General features: G+C 67.5%; 21 protein-coding genes and 1 pseudogene. 17 read left to right on the forward strand and 5 right to left on the reverse strand.

The features are described 5' to 3' along the window. Positions 1-3 precede the first annotated feature (3 nt). Entirely contained in the window at positions 4-429 is a 426-nt protein-coding gene (locus NMP03_RS08910) for a GNAT family N-acetyltransferase (RefSeq protein WP_256505008.1), read from the reverse strand. Beyond that, positions 426-908: an SspB family protein gene (locus NMP03_RS08915; protein ID WP_256505009.1), complete on the reverse strand. Its 483-nt coding sequence runs from the start codon at positions 906-908 to the stop codon at positions 426-428. Before NMP03_RS08915 ends, NMP03_RS08910 begins: the two co-directional genes overlap by 4 nt. Before the next feature lie 94 nt (positions 909-1,002). Between NMP03_RS08915 and hisB the strand changes: the two genes are divergently transcribed. From hisB to NMP03_RS08960, 9 genes and pseudogenes are all read left to right on the forward strand, one after another. After that, a complete protein-coding gene (hisB, locus tag NMP03_RS08920; RefSeq protein ID WP_256505010.1) occupies positions 1,003-1,590 on the forward strand; it encodes an imidazoleglycerol-phosphate dehydratase HisB in 588 nt (195 codons plus the stop codon). Next, complete coding sequence (locus NMP03_RS08925) at positions 1,587-1,904, forward strand: YciI family protein (protein ID WP_256505012.1); 318 nt, start codon at positions 1,587-1,589, stop codon at positions 1,902-1,904. Before hisB ends, NMP03_RS08925 begins: the two co-directional genes overlap by 4 nt. 37 nt (positions 1,905-1,941) lie before the next feature. Next, a complete protein-coding gene (hisH, locus tag NMP03_RS08930) occupies positions 1,942-2,544 on the forward strand; it encodes an imidazole glycerol phosphate synthase subunit HisH (protein WP_256505013.1) in 603 nt (200 codons plus the stop codon). Next, positions 2,532-3,308, forward strand: coding sequence for a 1-(5-phosphoribosyl)-5-[(5-phosphoribosylamino)methylideneamino]imidazole-4-carboxamide isomerase (gene hisA / locus NMP03_RS08935; protein ID WP_256505014.1), 777 nt, complete (start codon positions 2,532-2,534; stop codon positions 3,306-3,308). Before hisH ends, hisA begins: the two co-directional genes overlap by 13 nt. A gap of 67 nt (positions 3,309-3,375) precedes the next feature. Next, entirely contained in the window at positions 3,376-4,152 is a 777-nt protein-coding gene (gene hisF, locus NMP03_RS08940) for an imidazole glycerol phosphate synthase subunit HisF (protein WP_256505015.1), read from the forward strand. 21 nt (positions 4,153-4,173) lie between these two features. Continuing rightward, positions 4,174-4,368: a hypothetical protein gene (locus tag NMP03_RS08945; RefSeq protein ID WP_256505016.1), complete on the forward strand. Its 195-nt coding sequence runs from the start codon at positions 4,174-4,176 to the stop codon at positions 4,366-4,368. Between the two features lie 32 nt (positions 4,369-4,400). After that, a pseudogene (locus NMP03_RS08950) lies at positions 4,401-4,721 on the forward strand (phosphoribosyl-ATP diphosphatase); the annotation flags it as partial. Positions 4,722-4,921: 200 nt separating this feature from the next. Further along, positions 4,922-5,299 carry a histidine triad nucleotide-binding protein gene (locus tag NMP03_RS08955; protein ID WP_256505017.1) on the forward strand — a complete coding sequence of 126 codons (378 nt, stop codon included), beginning with the start codon at positions 4,922-4,924 and terminating at the stop codon, positions 5,297-5,299. 319 nt (positions 5,300-5,618) lie between these two features. After that, positions 5,619-7,175 (forward strand): amino acid permease, encoded by a 1,557-nt coding sequence (locus NMP03_RS08960; protein WP_256505018.1) that lies wholly within the window; start codon positions 5,619-5,621, stop codon positions 7,173-7,175. 218 nt (positions 7,176-7,393) lie between these two features. Here the strand turns inward: NMP03_RS08960 and NMP03_RS08965 are convergent, their stop codons facing one another. Next, positions 7,394-8,392 carry an adenosine kinase gene (locus tag NMP03_RS08965; RefSeq protein WP_256505019.1) on the reverse strand — a complete coding sequence of 333 codons (999 nt, stop codon included), beginning with the start codon at positions 8,390-8,392 and terminating at the stop codon, positions 7,394-7,396. A gap of 108 nt (positions 8,393-8,500) precedes the next feature. Between NMP03_RS08965 and NMP03_RS08970 the strand changes: the two genes are divergently transcribed. From NMP03_RS08970 to NMP03_RS08980, 3 genes are read left to right on the forward strand one after another with little or no spacing between them, the layout of a single operon-like run. Beyond that, a complete protein-coding gene (locus NMP03_RS08970) occupies positions 8,501-9,181 on the forward strand; it encodes an EI24 domain-containing protein (protein ID WP_256505020.1) in 681 nt (226 codons plus the stop codon). Further along, positions 9,178-9,552 (forward strand): hypothetical protein, encoded by a 375-nt coding sequence (locus NMP03_RS08975; RefSeq protein ID WP_256505021.1) that lies wholly within the window; start codon positions 9,178-9,180, stop codon positions 9,550-9,552. Before NMP03_RS08970 ends, NMP03_RS08975 begins: the two co-directional genes overlap by 4 nt. Before the next feature lie 57 nt (positions 9,553-9,609). Next, a complete protein-coding gene (locus tag NMP03_RS08980; RefSeq protein ID WP_256505022.1) occupies positions 9,610-9,936 on the forward strand; it encodes a PilZ domain-containing protein in 327 nt (108 codons plus the stop codon). Between the two features lie 118 nt (positions 9,937-10,054). On the opposite strand, the gene queG is transcribed toward NMP03_RS08980, so the two are convergent. Continuing rightward, on the reverse strand, positions 10,055-11,107 hold the full coding sequence (gene queG / locus NMP03_RS08985; protein ID WP_256505023.1) for a tRNA epoxyqueuosine(34) reductase QueG: 1,053 nt from the start codon (positions 11,105-11,107) through the stop codon (positions 10,055-10,057). Between the two features lie 115 nt (positions 11,108-11,222). On the opposite strand from queG, the gene NMP03_RS08990 reads away from it, so the two are divergent. From NMP03_RS08990 to msrB, 4 genes are all read left to right on the forward strand, one after another. Further along, the gene (locus NMP03_RS08990; protein WP_256505024.1) at positions 11,223-12,143 is read left to right on the forward strand and encodes an ABC transporter ATP-binding protein; all 921 of its coding nucleotides are present in this window, start codon (positions 11,223-11,225) and stop codon (positions 12,141-12,143) included. Then, positions 12,140-13,366, forward strand: a complete 1,227-nt coding sequence (locus tag NMP03_RS08995) for an ABC transporter permease (protein WP_256505025.1) — start codon at positions 12,140-12,142, stop codon at positions 13,364-13,366. The genes NMP03_RS08990 and NMP03_RS08995 overlap by 4 nt, the downstream gene beginning before the upstream one ends. A gap of 122 nt (positions 13,367-13,488) precedes the next feature. Then, positions 13,489-14,724, forward strand: coding sequence for a cytochrome P450 (locus tag NMP03_RS09000; protein ID WP_256505026.1), 1,236 nt, complete (start codon positions 13,489-13,491; stop codon positions 14,722-14,724). A 64-nt stretch (positions 14,725-14,788) separates the two neighbouring features. Further along, positions 14,789-15,274: a peptide-methionine (R)-S-oxide reductase MsrB gene (gene msrB / locus NMP03_RS09005; RefSeq protein ID WP_256505027.1), complete on the forward strand. Its 486-nt coding sequence runs from the start codon at positions 14,789-14,791 to the stop codon at positions 15,272-15,274. A gap of 252 nt (positions 15,275-15,526) precedes the next feature. On the opposite strand, the gene NMP03_RS09010 is transcribed toward msrB, so the two are convergent. After that, on the reverse strand, positions 15,527-16,072 hold the full coding sequence (locus NMP03_RS09010; protein WP_256505028.1) for a CHAP domain-containing protein: 546 nt from the start codon (positions 16,070-16,072) through the stop codon (positions 15,527-15,529). Positions 16,073-16,240: 168 nt separating this feature from the next. Between NMP03_RS09010 and NMP03_RS09015 the strand changes: the two genes are divergently transcribed. Then, the gene (locus NMP03_RS09015; protein WP_256505029.1) at positions 16,241-16,693 is read left to right on the forward strand and encodes a hypothetical protein; all 453 of its coding nucleotides are present in this window, start codon (positions 16,241-16,243) and stop codon (positions 16,691-16,693) included. Positions 16,694-16,738 lie beyond the last annotated feature (45 nt).

The raw sequence follows: 16,738 nt of genomic DNA on the forward strand, positions 1-16,738 counted from the left end.
GCTTCAGCCAAGTCGCTTGCGCAGAAAGATGCGCGATTCGCCGGGGGGATAGTCGTCGATCCGCGCGAAGGGTGCATAGCCCAGCCGTTCGTAGAAGCCCTGCGCCTGGAAGCTGAAGGTATCGAGCCAGACGCCGACGCAGCCGCTGCCGAGCGCTTCGTCCTCAGCTGCGCGCATCAGCCGGCTGCCGACCCCCTGCCCGCGCATCATCGGCGGCAATGCGAGATATTGGACGAAGAGCCAGCGATAGGCGATGCGGCCCCACAGCCCGCCGACGATCGCGCCTGCATCGTCGCGCACGGTCACCGCGACCAGCCGCTGCTCGATCGGTGGACCGGCCTGGTCGTTATAGGCATTGAGCACGGCGAGAATTGCCGCGCGCTCACCATCGCTCGGCGCGTCCGAAACCTCGATCGACGCCAGCGTCACTTCTTGCGCTTGAAATCCACTGCGACGACGTTCGAGCCGTCTTCGATCGGCTTGGCGTCGGCGGGGTCGTTTTCGGCGGGCTCGTGCGGCTCGGGACCCTCTGGCTCTTCGGCGGCCTGGAAGCGCAACTCGAAATTGACCGCGGGATCGTGGAAGCCGGTGATCGCCGAATAGGGAATGACGAGCATCGAGGGCACCTGCCCGAAGCTGAGGCCGACCGAGAAGCGGTTGTCGTCGACCGTCAGGTCCCAATAGCGATGCTGGATGACGATCGTCATCTCGTCGGGAAAACGCTCGATCAGCCGCTGCGGGATGTCGACGCCGGGCGCGGTGGTCTTGAAGGTGATGTAGAAATGATGGTCGCCGGGCAACCCGCCCGACGAGGCGACCGATCCGAGCACGCGGCCGACCACGGCGCGGAGCGCTTCCTGCACGATTTCGTCATAGGGAATCATGCTGTCTGGTAGGGTGCCGGTCATAGGCTCTTAGCTAGAGCGAAATGGCGGGGGGTCAAGCGGGCGCGACACCGGGGCAGTGATTGCATGGGGCGCACGACGCGCTATGTGCCCATCCATGCGCACCGCCCATATTTCAAGAAACACTTCCGAAACCGCGATCGACGTCGCGGTGAACCTCGACGGCACCGGGGTGTACGACATCTCGACCGGCGTCGGCTTCTTCGATCACATGCTCGAGCAGCTCTCGCGCCACTCACTGATCGACATCGAACTCCACGCCAAGGGCGACCTGCATATCGACCAGCACCACACGGTCGAGGATTCGGCGCTGGCGCTGGGCGAGGCGGTGGCCAAGGCGCTGGGCGACAAGCGCGGCATTCGCCGCTATGCCGATGCGCTGTCGCCGATGGACGAGGCGCTGGTGCGCGTCGCGATCGATATTTCGGGCCGGCCCTGGCTGGTGTGGAAGACTGCGTTCACCCAGACGCGGCTGGGCGAGATGGATACCGAGCTGTTCCAGCACTGGTTCCACAGCTTCGCGCAGACCGCTGGGCTGACGCTGCACGTCGAGACGCTGTACGGCGAGAACAACCACCACATCATCGAGGCGGCGTATAAGGGGCTGGCGCGTGCGCTGCGCGAGGCGGTCGAGATCGACCCGCGCAAGGCCGATACGATCCCCTCGACCAAGGGTACGCTGTGAGCGACGCGATGATCCGCCCCGCCGCGCCGATGTGCCTGGTGCTGCTGACCTATGTGCGCCCGATCGAGGAGGTCGATGCGCAGATGGCGGCGCATGTGGCGTTTCTTTCCGATGCGTTCGAGCAGGGCGTGCTGGTGATCGCGGGGCGGCGCGTGCCCCGCACCGGCGGCGTGCTGCTGTTTCGCGGCGAGCCCGATGCGGTCGAGGCGGTGGCGGCGACCGATCCGTTCGTCACCTCGGGCGTGGCGACGTTCGAGGTGGTGGCGTTCACCGCGAGCATGGCGGCGGCGGGGATGGCGGGAGTGTTCGCGTGAGCGGCATAGTCCCCCCTCCCGCGAGCGGGAGGGGGAATTGAGCGTCGCCCTCATCGATTACGGCGCGGGCAATCTGCATTCGGTGCATAACGCACTGAAAGCCGCGGGCGCGCGCGACATCGCGGTTACCGCCGATCCCGATATCGTCCGGCGCGCCGAGCGGATCGTGCTGCCCGGTGTTGGCGCGTTCGCCGCCTGCGCCGATGGGTTGCGCGCGCTGCCGGGGATGGTCGAGGCGATCGAGGAGCGCGCGCTGCGCGGCGGGGTGCCGTTCCTGGGGATTTGCGTCGGCATGCAATTGATGGCGACCACCGGCGAGGAAATGGGCGTCCATGCCGGGCTTGGCTGGATCGAGGGGAGCGTGCGGCTGCTGCCCGATTCGCCCGAGGTGCGCGTGCCGCATATGGGCTGGAACGACGTGGTGCCGACGCACGCGCACCCGCTGATCGAACCCGGCGAGGCCTATTTCCTGCACAGCTATGCCTTTGAGGGTGCCGACGTCCTCGCCACCACGCAGCATGGCGGGCCGGTGACCGCGGCGATCGGACGCGACAATCTGATCGGTATCCAGTTCCACCCAGAAAAGAGCCAGCGCTACGGCATCGCGCTGCTCGAGAGGTTTCTTGCATGGCGTCCCTGACGATTTTCCCCGCGATCGACCTCAAGGCTGGCCAGGTCGTCCGGCTGGCCGAGGGCGATATGGACCGTGCGACGGTGTATGGCGACGATCCGGCGGCGCAGGCACGCGCCTTTGCCGATGCGGGGGCGGATCATCTGCATGTCGTCGATCTCGATGGCGCATTCGCCGGGGGTTCGGTGAATGGCGATGCGGTACGCGGCGTGGTCACTGCGTTTCCGGGGCGGGTGCAATTGGGCGGCGGCATCCGCGACATCGCGGCGGTCGAGGGCTGGCTGAAGCTTGGCGTTGCGCGGGTGGTGATCGGGACTGCGGCGCTGAAGGACCCCGAGTTCGTGCGAGCCGCGGCGGCGGCGCATCCGGGGCAGATTGTCGTCGCGGTCGATGCGCGCGACGGCATGGTCGCGACCGCGGGCTGGGCCGATGTATCCGACGTCACCGTCGTCGATCTGGCCCGGCGATTCGAAGATGCGGGGGTGGCGGCATTGCTGTTCACCGATGTCGGGCGCGACGGGATGCTGAAAGGCTGCAACGTCGAGGCGACGGTTGCACTGGCGCGCGCGGTGGCGATTCCGGTGATCGCCAGCGGCGGGGTCGCGGGGATCGAGGATATTGCGGCGCTGGTGGGGCATGTCAGCGACGGGGTCGAAGGGGTGATTACCGGACGGGCGCTGTATGATGGCAGGCTCGATCTGAGCGCGGCGATTGCAATGGCCAGCCAGCCTCCCTCTCCCCCCCGGGGAGAGGGCCGGGGAGAGGGGCAGTGAGCCAACGCATGCGGTTTCGCACAGCCCCTCTCCCAACCCTCTCCCCGGAGGGGAGAGGGCTTTTGTCATGACCGTTCGCGCGCGCGTCATTCCCTGTCTCGACGTCGCCAATGGCCGGGTCGTCAAGGGCGTCAATTTCGTCGATCTGCGCGATGCCGGCGACCCGGTCGAGCAGGCGCGTGCCTATGATGCCGCCGGCGCCGACGAACTCTGCTTCCTCGACATTACCGCCAGCCATGAGGCACGCGGCACGATCCTCGACGTGGTGCGGCGCACCGCCGAGGTGTGCTTCATGCCGCTCACCGTCGGCGGCGGGGTGCGATCGGCCGAGGATGCGCGCGCGCTGCTGCTCGCCGGCGCCGACAAGGTCGCGGTCAATTCGGCGGCGGTGTCGCGGCCCGAAGTCGTGTCCGACATCGCGGCGCGCTTCGGCAGCCAATGCGTCGTCGCTTCGGTCGATGCGCGGCGCAGCGGCGATGGGTGGGAGGTGTTCACGCATGGCGGGCGCAAGGCGACGGGGATCGACGCGATCGAGCATGCGGTTCGCCTCGCCGAGCTGGGCGCTGGCGAGTTGCTCGTCACCTCGATGGACCGCGACGGCACGCGCGGCGGCTATGACCTCGCGCTGATCCGCGCGATCGCGCAGCGGGTTCGGGTGCCGGTGGTCGCGAGCGGCGGGGTCGGCGGGCTCGACGATCTGGTCGCCGGCATCCGTGACGGCGGGGCCAGCGCGGTGCTGGCCGCCTCGATCTTCCATTTCGGCGAGGCGAGCATCGCCGACGCGCATGCGGCGCTGGCCTCCGCCGGCATTCCGGTGCGGCGGCCGGTTAACGCTTTGGTGTGAACCTGGGTGGTAGGGCGCGGCATGGACCTGCTGCGCCTTGCCATCCTCATCTTGTTCGCCGCCCCCGGCTTTGCCGCGCATACCGGGGTGACACGGCGCAACGGCTTTTCGCTGTCGGACGCGGCGATCTTCGGAATCGTCGTCATCGGGCTGTGGCTGGCGCAGCGCGCGATGCGGCGACGCCATCGCAAGGCCGACGACGTGCGCGAGGATTGACACCCTGCGTGGTGCGCGCGAAGCCGTCGGCCATGGCCTTTACCGACCCCCTCGACGCGCTCGAAGCCGTCATCCGCAGCCGCCGCGGCACCGATCCGGGCGCGAGCTACACCGCATCCCTGTTCGCCAAGGGCCGCCCCAAGATCGCGCAGAAGCTGGGCGAGGAAGCGGTCGAGGCGGTGATCGCGGCGGTGCGCGGCGACCGCGCCGAGCTGGTAGGCGAGGCCGCCGATGTGCTGTTCCATTTGCTGGTGGTGCTGGTCGACGCCGGGCTGACGCTCGACGATGTGCGCGCCGAGCTTTCCAAGCGCGAGGGGGTGTCGGGGCTGGTCGAGAAGGCTGCGCGGCCGAAGGTTGCGGCGGAGGCGGAACCGGTGACTGCGTCAGTCGCCAAGCCGGTCGTGGAACCGCCCGTGGCTGACCCCGCACCGGCGTCGTCGCCGCTTCCGCTGTCGGGGGGAAGCAGCACGGGGACCATTCGCGACATCAACAAGTCCGGCGATCGGGAACAGGCCCTCCCCCGGCCCCTCCCGCAAGCGGGAGGGGGGTTCTGATGCCGATCGACGCGACGCAGCCCTATGACGACGGCAACATCTTCGCGCGGATCCTGCGCGGCGAGATCCCTGCCAAGAAGGTGTATGAGGACGAACACGCCTTCGCCTTTCACGACATCAACCCGCAGGCGCCGCATCATGTGCTGGTGATCCCCAAGGGGCGCTATGTCTCGTGGGACGATTTCAGCGCGACCGCCGACGACGCGGCGATTGCGGGCTTTGTCCGCGCGGTGGGGCTGGTTGCGCGCGAGGCGGGGCTGGTGGCGCCGGGATATCGGCTGCTCGCCAATGTCGGGCAGGATGCGCACCAGGAAGTGCCGCATCTGCATGTGCATATCTTCGCCGGGCGGAAATTGGGGCCGATGCTGGCGGGGTGAGCTTCTTCCGCGCGTTCGCGGCACGTGGCTTACAGACCCTCACCCTTCCGCCGCTATGCGGCTCCCTCCCTCTCCCGCAGGCGGGAGAGGGAAGAGGCGCAGAGGCGCCGATAAGGTGAGGGGCTGTCCTGGCGGACGATACCCCCGACACGCCCTCACCCTTCCGCCGCTGCGCGGCTCCCTCCCTCTCCAGGAGCGAGAGAGGGACATTGTGGCGACAAGAGGGATTGCACGGGGCGTATTAGCCACTAGGCTCGCGCCTTTCTTGGATCGGGCGATACGGCAAGGGCCGGTCGTCACCCTTGGGGGAAATAGCTTCATGAAGTTTGGGCGCGTAAAGCCACTCGACGCCATCCTGGCGACGGCGAAAGCCAAATCGCTCGAGCCCACACTGGGCTGGTTCCAGCTGACGCTGTTCGGCATCGGCTGCGTCATCGGCACGGGCATTTTCGTGCTCACCTCGGCGGGCGCGCAAAAGGCGGGGCCGGGCTTGATGCTCGCCTTCGCGATCGCTGGGCTGATCTGCATCGTCGCGGCGCTTTGCTATGCCGAGATCGCGGCGATGATCCCGGTCGCGGGATCGGCCTATACCTATACCTATTCGGTGATGGGCGAATTGCTCGCCTGGACGGTCGGCTGGGCGCTGGTGCTCGAATATGCCGTCGCCGCCAGCGCGGTCGCGGTTGGGTGGTCGGGATATTTCTCGGGCACCATCCTCAACCAGTTCTTCGGGATAGAATTGCCGGCATGGCTGGCGGGCGGCCCGCTGGCACTGGGCGGCGTCCCCGGCGGGTTCATCAACCTGCCCGCGGTGGTGATCGCGGGCCTGGTGACCTGGCTGCTGATGATCGGCACCAATGAATCAGCCAAGGTCAACGCGGTACTGGTGGCGATCAAGGTCACCGCGCTCACCGTCTTCATCGTGCTGACGCTTCCGCAGTCCGAAATGGCCAATTTCAACCCGTTCCTGCCTGCAGGCGTGTTCGGCGGCTTCGGTTCGGGCGTCGGCGCGGTCGGCGCCGCGGCGACGATCTTCTTCGCCTATGTCGGCTTCGACGCGGTGTCGACCGCGGCCGAAGAGACCAAGGACCCGCAGCGCAACGTGCCGATCGGCCTGATCGGGTCGCTGGGCTTCTGCACCGTCTTCTACATCCTGGTCGCCGCCGGCGCGATCGGCACGATCGGCGGCCAGCCGATCATGGGTCCGGGCGGGGTGCCCTTCCCCGCCGGATCGGAAGCGCTCGCGCAGCAATGCGCGCTGCCGCAATATGCCGACATGCTGGTCTGCTCGAACGAAGCACTGGCGCATGTGCTGCGGATGATCGGCTTCTCGACCGTGGGTAACCTGCTGGGGATCGCGGCGTTCGTCGCGCTGCCGTCGGTGATCCTGATCCTGCTGTTCGGCCAGACGCGCATCTTCTTCGTGATGTCGCGCGACGGCCTGCTGCCCGAGAGCCTGTCGAAGATCCACCCGAAGTGGAAGACGCCGTACATCGTGACGGCGATCACCGGCGCGGTCGTGGCGTTCGCCGCGGCTTTCCTGCCGGTGGGGCAGCTCGCCGATATCGCCAATGCGGGGACGCTCTATGCCTTCGCGATGGTCGCGGTGGCGGTGATGATGCTGCGCAAGTCGGAGCCTACGCGCGAGCGCAAGTTCCGCGTGCCCGCGCTGTGGCTGGTGGGGCCGGCGACGATCGCGGGCTGTATCTTCCTGTTCCTGAACCTGCCGTTCGAGGCGATGATCGTCTTGCCGGCATGGGGCGGCATCGGGCTCGTGATCTATTATCTGTATGGCTATAAGTCGAGCCATCTGGGCAAGGGGATCGTGACCGTCGTCGATCTCGACAACGACCCGGCGCATATCCCGCATCCTTGAGGGCGCGGGGCTTACGACACGAAAAAGGCCGGGGAGCGATCCCCGGCCTTATTTGTATTTGGTGGGCGGCGCCGGAACTGGCCGGAACCGTTCGTCCTGAGTAGCCGCTGAGCTTGTCGAAGCGGCGTATCGAAGCAGCCGTCAGCTTCGGGCAATGTCCTTCGATACGAGCCTTCGCCTTCGCTCAGTCCCTACTCAGGCCGAACGGAATTTATCGCTCACCCCAGCTTGGCTTCGATCATCGCCTGCAGATCGACCTCGGGGCGGGCACCGTAATGCGAGATGATTTCGGCGGCGCACAGCGCGCCCATCCGCAGCGACGTCTGGACGTCGCGGCCCTGCGCCTGGCCGCGCAGGAAGCCTGCGGCGAACAGGTCGCCGGCGCCGGTGGTGTCGACCACGCGCGCGATCGGCTCGGCGGCGACCGCGAAGCGCTCGCCGTCCTTCACCGCGATCGCGCCATGCTCGCTGCGCGTCACCACCAGCAGCGACACCTGCGCCGCCGCCTTGGCGACCGCGGCTTCGAAATCCTCGGTCTCGCACAAGGCGAGCAGCTCGTTCTCGTTGGCGAACAGGATGTCGATCAGCCCGTCGGCCATCAGCTGGCGGAAATCGCCGCCGTGGCGCGAGATGCAGAAGGTGTCGGACAGCGTGAAGGCGACACGGCGGCCCGCCGCGCGTGCGATGTCGATGCCGGCGAGCATCGCCTGGCGGGGTTCTTCGGGATCCCAAAGATAGCCTTCCAGATACAGGATCGCGCCGGCTTCGATCAGCGATCGGTCGAGCGCGGCTTCGGGGAGGAACTGCGACGCACCCAGGAAGGTGTTCATCGTCCGCTGGCCATCGGGGGTGACGAAGATCAGGCAGCGCGCGGTGGTCGGCTCGCCCGCGCGGACGCTGGTGTCGAAGCGGATGCCCGCGGCGCGGATGTCGTGCGCGAAGACTTCGCCCAACTGGTCGTCGGCGACCTGGCCGATGAAGCCGCATTTACCGCCCAGCGCCGCGATCCCCGCGACGGTGTTCGCCGCCGAACCACCCGAGACTTCGCGGCCCGGACCCATCTTGGCATACAGCGCATCGGCTTCGGCGGGCGAGAACATCAGCTGCATCGAGCCCTTGGTCATCCCCTGTTCGGCGATGAAGGCGTCGTCGGCCTGGCTGAGAATGTCGACGATGGCGTTGCCGATGGCGACGACGTCTAGCGTGGGTTCGGTCACATGGGTCTCCGGGAAAAGCGTTGTCCTGCGCGTATCGCCCGAGCGCCTGATTGACCACCCCCGATACGGCGCTTCGCAAGCGCCGCGCGATACGGCTATGGAGGGCGGATGATCCGCGCCCTCACCCTGTCGATCGCGCAACTGACCGACCCGCCGGTGCTGCGCGTGCTTGCGAAGTCGTTCGCGGTAACGCTGATCGTGTTCGTCGCGCTGGCGGCGGGGTTCTGGGCGGCGGCGCGCGGTGGCGCGGACTGGCTGGGCGCGGGGACCGGGTGGCAGCAATTGGCGGGCTTCGTCGCGGTGCTGTTGGCGATCGGCGGGGCGTGGCTGTTGTTCCGCGCGGTGGCGATCGCGGCGGTGGGCGTGTTCGCCGACGAAGTGGTCGAGGCGGTCGAGCGGCGGCATTACCCGCAGGCGTTGGCGACCGCCACGCCGGTGCCGTTCGCGCGCGGGCTGGCGATGGGATTGGGATCGGCAGCGCGGACGGTGCTGGTCAATCTCGTGCTGCTCCCCGTCTATCTCGCGCTGCTGGTGACCGGGGTCGGCCCGGCGATCCTGTTCTTCCTCGTCAATGGCTGGCTGCTCGGGCGCGACCTTGGCGACATGGTCGCGGCGCGGCACATGCCCAAAGCGGCGATGCGCGATTGGCGTGCGACCACCGGCGTCCGCCGCTTCGTGCTGGGGCTGGTCGGCACCGGGCTGCTTGTCGTACCGGTCGCCAACATCCTGGCGCCGGTCGTGGCGGCGGCGATGGCGACGCACTGGTATCACCAAAGGAAACGCGCATGAGGGCAGTATCGGCGATCGTCGCGGGCGGGTTGCTCGCCAGCGGCTGCGCCACCATCCCCACCCCGGTCGCAGGCACCGCACCGCCGCCGGCGATCGCGACATATTCGGCGGTCGGGCTCGAGCGCGTGCTCGGCCAGAACGAGAATGCGCTGGTCGGGCTGATGGGCCAGCCCAACGCCGAGGTGACCGAAGGCACCGGGCGCAAGCTGCAATTCGCGAGCAGCATCTGCGTGCTCGATGCGTATCTCTACCCCGCCAAGGGCGGCGGGGTGCCGGTGGTCGCGCATGTCGATGCGCGCCAGCGCGACGGCCGCGCGATCGACCGCGCGAGCTGTGTCGCCGCGCTCACCCGGCGCGCGGGCGGGCGATAGAAGTGATTAATTGATTTTTCAGTGTTTTGCGCCATCGCTGACGCGGAAGGAAAATAGATGGCAACGCGTGCGACGAGATATCGGCAAGTCGATCCCGCACTGTTCGAAGGGCGCAGCGCCCCACGACACCGCGTCGTCGTCACCCGCGCGACGGTACGCCGCCACGGCGAGGAAGCCGTCGATGCCGAGCTCAAGGACCTGTCGATCTATGGCTGCCGCATCCTGGTCGAGGACGCGCAGACGCCGGGTGACCGGCTGTGGTTGCGCTTCACCGGGGCGATGCCGGTCGCGGCGACGGTGGTGTGGTGCGAGGCGGGGGTGATGGGCTGCCGCTTCGACGAACCGCTTGCGAGCAGTACCGCGCGCGCGCTGACGCTGGGGTGAATTGCTCCCCTCCCTGGAAGGGAGGGGTTGGGGGTGGGTCGGGTCCTGGGGTACGGTACCCGACGGCGCCTTGGGCGGTCGTATCGTGAACACTCGACCCACCCCCGGCCCCTCCCTTTCAGGGAGGGGAGAAGGTTAGTTGATCGTGCGCCCAGCCTGCCGCTTCGGCGACCACCGGGTCTGGGTCGTCGCGCAACACCCCCACCGCCGGCAGCAACGCCCCATTACCGCTATTCCCCGCGGCGATCAGGCAGTTTCGTATCATCCGATTGCGGCCGATCCGCTTGATCGGCGAGCCCGCGAACACCTGGCGGAAGCCCGCATCGTCGAGCGCCAGCAGGTCGGATAGCATCGGGGCGGTCAGTTCGGCGCGCGGGGCGAAGGCGAGGTTGCGCGCGGCGGTCGCGGCGAACTTGTTCCAGGGGCACACCGCCAGGCAATCGTCGCAGCCATAGATGCGGTTGCCGATGCCCTTGCGGAATTCGTGCGGGATCGGCCCGGCATGTTCAATCGTGAGATACGAGATGCAGCGCCGCGCATCGAGCCGATAGGGCTGCGGGAAGGCGTCGGTGGGACAGGCGCGCTGGCAGGCGTCGCACGATCCGCAAGCGTCGCTACCGGGGGTGTCGGGCGCGAGATCGAGCGTGGTGTAGATCGCGCCGAGGAACAGCCAGCTGCCATGCGCGCGGCTGACCAGATTGGTGTGCTTGCCCTGCCAGCCGAGCCCCGCCGCCTCCGACAGCGGCTTTTCCATCACCGGCGCGGTATCGACGAACACCTTGAGGTCGCAACCCGCCTCGGTCGCGAGCCAGCGGCCGAGCGCCTTGAGCGCGCGCTTGACGACGTCGTGATAGTCGGCGCCTTGCGCGTAGACCGAGATGCGCCCGACATCGTGCGCGTCGGCCAGCGCGAGCGGATCGGCGGCGGGGGCGTAGCTCATGCCGAGTGCGATCACCGAGCGTACTTCGGGCCACAGGCCGGCGGGGCTTTCGCGGTGATGCGCGCGCGCCTCCATCCAGATCATGTCGCCGTGCATCCCGTCGTGCAGCCATTGCCGCAACCGCTCGCCGGTGCGCGGTGCGCTGTCGGCCGCTGCGATGCCGCACGCAACGAAGCCCAACTCGGCGGCCTTGGCGCGGATACGGTTTTCGAGAGGCTTGTGTTCGGGCACGCTCGCCCGCTACCACGCAAAGGGTTCAAGGGCACTCCCCTCCCCGTTGGCAAGCGGGCGGGAGACGCGGGGATGGTTCTCGACCTCGCTCGAACCGAACGGATTGGGGTGTGGGGTGGAGCAACAACAACTCGCGCTGTCGGCCAGCGGGCTGGTCAAGCGGTTCGGCGACCGGCGCGTCGTCGACGGGATCGACATCGCGGTGCCGATGGGGTCGATCTATGGCGTGCTCGGCCCCAATGGTGCGGGCAAGACCACGACGCTGCGGATGCTGCTGGGGATCATCGAGCCCGATGAGGGTACGCGCACGCTGATGGGGCATGACCGCCCGCGCGACGCGAGCGACCTCGTCGGCTATCTGCCCGAGGAACGTGGCCTGTATCCCGGGATGCGCGCCAAGGACGCCATCGCCTTCATGGGCGCGCTGCGCGGGCTCGACTGGGCCGAGGGGCGGCGGCGCGCGGTGACGCTGATGGAAGCGGCGGGGCTCGGTCACGCGACCGACGAGAAGATCCGCAAATTGTCGAAGGGGATGGCGCAGCTGGTCCAGCTGCTGGGATCGGTGGTGCACGAACCCAAGTTCCTGGTGCTCGACGAACCCTTTTCGGGGCTCGACCCGGTCAACCAGGAACGGCTCGAGGCGCTGATCCTGGCGCAGCGCGATCGCGGCGCGACGATCCTGTTTTCGACCCACGTCATGGCGCATGCCGAGCGGCTGTGCGACCGGCTGACGATCATCGCCGGCGGCAAGGCGCGGTTCGAGGGCACCGTCGCCGATGCCCGCGCGCTGCTGCCGCTGAAGGCGCATTATGTGCCGCATTTCGAGCATGACGGCGTCCGCGCGCTGCTGCCCGCCGATGCCGAGCGCGCCGATGGCGGGTGGCGCTTTACCGTTCCCGATGAAGGAATGGAGGCGCTGTTGGTGCGGCTGATCGATGCGGGGCACGGCATTTCTGGGCTGTCGATCGAGCGGCCACGGCTGCACGACGCCTTCGTCAAGATCGTCGGACGCGAAGCGGCGGAGCAGCTGATATGAGCAACACTGCACGGCTGATCCGTCAGACGATGACGGTCGCGCGGCGCGATTTCACCGCGACGGTGTTCACCCCCACCTTCCTGCTGTTCCTGCTCGCGCCGCTGATCATGCTGGGCTTCGGCGCGATCGGCGGGCTGGGTGCGGCGACGATGGCCGAAAGCCGCGACAAGACGGTGCGGATCGTCGCGATCGCCGATGCAGCAACGGGCGCGCGGATGACCGCGATCGACAAGCGCCTGCGCACGGTGTTCCGCGAAAGCGACGCACCGCCGCCGCTGCGGATCGACACTCCGGCGCGCGACTTGGCCCCGCAGGCGCGCGCGGCACTCGATTCGAGCGATGTCGATGTGTCGGCGGTGCTGTACGGTTCGCTCGACCGACCGACGATCGTGTACGGGCCGCAGGGCGGGCGGACCGCGAGCTACCTGGCCGAGCTGGCCGAACAGACGCTGCGTACCGATGCCTATGCGCTCGCGCCGCGCAGCATCGCGACCAAGCGCCAGGTGACGCGCGAGACGATTTCGATCGGTGGCCAGGGCCAGGCGGCGTTCTTCACGGTGTTCGGGCTGTTCTTCCTGACGCTGCTGCTCGCGGGTCAGGCGGTGGGGACGATGGCCGAGGAGCGATCGAACAAGGTGATCGAGATCCTCGCCGCCGCGGTGCCGCTCGAAAGCGTGTTCCTGGGCAAGCTGCTGGGGATGTTCGGGGTGGCGCTGCTGTTCCTCGCCTTCTGGGGGACGATCGTCTTCAACGTCGGGTCGCTGCTGCCGCCCGAATTCGCGCGCGCCTTCGCCGCCACCGGGCCGGCGGTGGGGATGCCGGCGTTCGTGCTGCTGTTCATCGTCTATTTCACGATGGCGTATATGCTGCTGGGCGCGGTGTTCCTGGGTATCGGCGCGCAGGCATCGACCCCGCGCGAAATCCAGATGCTGTCGCTGCCGATCACGATCTTCCAGGTCGGGATGTTCGCGCTGTCGCAGGCCGCCGCCGCGAAGCCCGACAGCGTGCTTGCGACCTTCGCCGAGGTCTTCCCCTTCAGTTCGCCCTTCGCGATGGGCGCCAAGGCGGCCAATTCGCCCGAATTATGGCCGCATGTGCTGGCGGTGGCGTGGCAATTGCTGTGGGTGGCGATCACGGTGTCGGTGGGGGCGCGGTTCTTCCGGCGCGGGGTGCTGCAATCGGCGGGGCCGAAGTTCCGCTGGGGGTCGCTGGTGGGGCGGTAGCACCGGGCGGGCGTATCGGCTGGGGCGAGTACCCTCCCCCTCCCCCTGACGGGGGAGAAATGGTTGCATATTGACACTGATGTTAGTTGCGGCATTCTTCTCCCACATAAGGAGAGGCGAGAATGGCGACGTTGGCACCCGAGGCACCCGCGCGCGCGGTCGATCCGCTCGACGTCAGCCGCGCCGAGCTCTATCGCGACGACAGCTGGCACGCGCCGTTCGCCGAGCTGCGCGCCAAGGGCGGCATCCACTACACCGAGCATTCGGATTTCGGCGCCTATTGGTCGGTCGCCAGCTACAAGCCGCTGGTCGAGGTCGAATCGCTGCCCGAACTCTATTCGTCGCACGCCGGCGGGATTACGCTGGCCGACTTCCAGGAGGGAGTCGACGTCAAGATGCCGATGTTCATCGCGATGGACCGGCCCAAACATACCGGCCAGCGGCGCACCGTCGCGCCCGCCTTCACCCCCAGCGAAATTGCGCGGCTGAACGCGACGGTCCGCCAGCGGACCGGCGAGCTGCTCGACGCGATGCCTGTGGGCGAAAGCTTCGACTGGGTCGACAAGGTGTCGATCGAGCTATCGACGCAGATGCTGGCGATCCTGTTCGACTTTCCGTGGGAAGATCGGCGCAAGCTCACCTTCTGGTCCGATTGGGCGGGCGATATCGAGCGCATCAAGACCCCCGAACTTCGCCAGCAGCGGCTGGTGCATTTGTTCGAATGCGCGAGCTATTTCACCGATTTGTGGAATGCCAAGGTGGGCAAGGAAAAGACCCCCGACCTGATTTCGATGATGATCCATTCGGACGCGATGGCCGAGATGCGCCAGCATGAATATCTGGGCAATCTGATCCTGCTGATCGTCGGCGGCAACGACACAACGCGCAATTCGATGAGCGCCTATGCCTGGGGGCTGGACCAGTTCCCCGACGAGCGCGCCAAGCTCGAGGCCGATCCCGGCCTGGCGGCGAACGCCACCCAGGAGCTGATCCGCTGGCAGACCCCGCTCAGCCATATGCGCCGCACCGCCAAGGCCGATACCGAATTGCGCGGCCACAAAATCCGCGCGGGCGACAAATTGGCGCTCTGGTATGTCTCGGCCAATCGCGACGAGAGCGTATTCGAGGACGCCGATTCGATATGCGTCGATCGGTCCAATGCGCGACGGCATTTGGCGTTCGGCCACGGCATCCATCGCTGTGTCGGCGCGCGGCTCGCCGAGTTGCAGATCAGCATCCTGATCGAGGAAATGGCCAAGCGCCGGCTGCGCGTGAACGTGCAAGGCGCGCCCGAGCGGATCGCGGGCTGCTTCGTCCATGGCTATCGGCGCCTGCCGGTCGAACTCAGCCGCTATTGAGGGTGCAACCTTTCGGATCGCGCGCGCGAACCTACATCGTGAGTTCCAAGCCAGAGGATTTTCGATGCAGACCGATCGCCGCCGATTCCTGACAATTGCCGGTGTCGGTAGCGTCGCCGTGACGCTCGGCTGTTCGCCCGCGCAGACCGAACCGGCGCAGCGCTATCCGCTGACGCTGAGCGATGCCGAGTGGAAGAAGCGGCTGTCGCCGGCGCAATATGCAATCCTGCGCGAGCAGGGGACCGAGCGGCCCTATTCCTCGCCGCTCAACGCCGAGAAGCGCAAGGGCGTCTATGCGTGCGCGGGGTGCAAGCTGCCGCTGTTCCTGTCGAGCACCAAGTTCGAGAGCGGCACCGGCTGGCCGAGCTTCTATGCCCCGCGCCCGAACGCGATCGCGCTGCGCACCGACAAGATGCTGGGGATGGTGCGGACCGAAGTGGTGTGCCGGCGCTGCGGCGGGCATCTGGGGCATGTGTTCGACGACGGCCCGGCGCCGACGGGGAAGCGTTACTGTATGAACGGCGATGCGATGGTGTTCAGCGCGGTTTGAGGCGGGGAGCTCCTTCTCCCGCTGGCGGGAGAAGGATAGCGGAGCTTGCCAGCTTGCTGGCTAGCGTAGGTTGGATGAAGGGTGGTTGCGAGCCTCCGGCTCGCGCGCTTGCAAGTGCAAGCGCGGCACCCTCACCAAGCTACGACTAGGCCTCGCTGAAGGAGCGAGACCAAGTCTGCGCAACCAGTTCGGGGTAAACAGCACCCCGTGCTGTTTACCCCGAACTCCCGCCAACGGGAGAGGGAAGAACGCTCAGTCTACTGCTACTGCCTTGTCCATCGATACCGTCGCGGCGGTCGCGATCAGCACCGGGGCGTCGATCGCGGTCGGGGCGGCGGCGGGTTCGCCGTCGCGGTAGATGAAGCCGTTGGCGGGGTTGGCGCTGGTGCCAAGGCCGCCGATCGGGCCGTACCAGACGCGGACCGAGCTCCAGTCGCCCGCTGCCGACACGTCGATCGCGCGGACATCGGTTTCGATCCCGCCGCGGCGCGACCAATTGGCGTGGGTGAGCAGGACTTCGCGGTCGCTGACGACGCGCGATACGGTGGCGACATGGCCGAGCGGCATGCGGCGGGTGGAGGCCATCGACAGGACGGCGCCTTCCTTGGGGGTGGTGCCGCGTTCGTAGCGGCCCTTGGCCTGGTCCCACCAGGTGTGCGCGTTGCCGCGGATTTCGATGCCCGAAACCTTGCGGGCATAGGGCACGCACTGCCAGAACTGGGCAAATGCCGGGGTAGCCGTGAGCAGGCAACAGCTTAGCGTCAGCGCGAAACGCGCTGCCAGACGACCGATTTGCATGAAGCCCCCCAAGGCCCTGTGAACTTGTGAAGCCTGTTAAGCAGGGCTTCAGGTGGCGCGATAGCCCGTTGGCCGGTCGATCGGACGAGGCGTTGATCGGGAGCGACGAACGCCCGGAACCATTTTTGGCGCGCTCGCTTTGCCGCCGATAAGCCTCTACACGGCGCTATGCGCTTATTTCCCCTCGTCATCGCGCTGCCGCTGGCGGCATGCAACTTCGCCACGGTCGAGACCAATACCGTCACGCCCGAGGCGACTGCCACCGCCAGCGCGCTCCAACCCGGGCTGCGCCCGGTGCGCATCGGCGAGGGCGGCCCCGGCTTTCCTGCCTGCCAATCGCGCGCCACCGTCACCAATGTCGAGCCCGGCGCGACGACGCTGACGCTGCGCGAATCGCCCTTTGCCGAGGCCGACAGCGTCGTGGGGCTGGGCCCCGGCATCGGCATGTATGTGTGCACGCGGACGCTCGACCAGCGTTGGCTCGGCGTCGTCGTGCCGCCGCTGTCGCAGCCCGATGCCGATTGCGGCGTACGCGGCCGGATCGAGCGCGCACGCGGCTATGACGGACCGTGCACCAGCGGCTGGGTCATCGCCAACGGGGTGCGCCTATCGGGTAGCTGATGCCCGAATGTTGCACAAACAATACGCTCTGCCTCTTTTGCGTAC

The sequence above is a fragment of the Sphingomonas qomolangmaensis genome (assembly GCF_024496245.1).
GTDB lineage: Bacteria > Pseudomonadota > Alphaproteobacteria > Sphingomonadales > Sphingomonadaceae > Sphingomonas > Sphingomonas qomolangmaensis.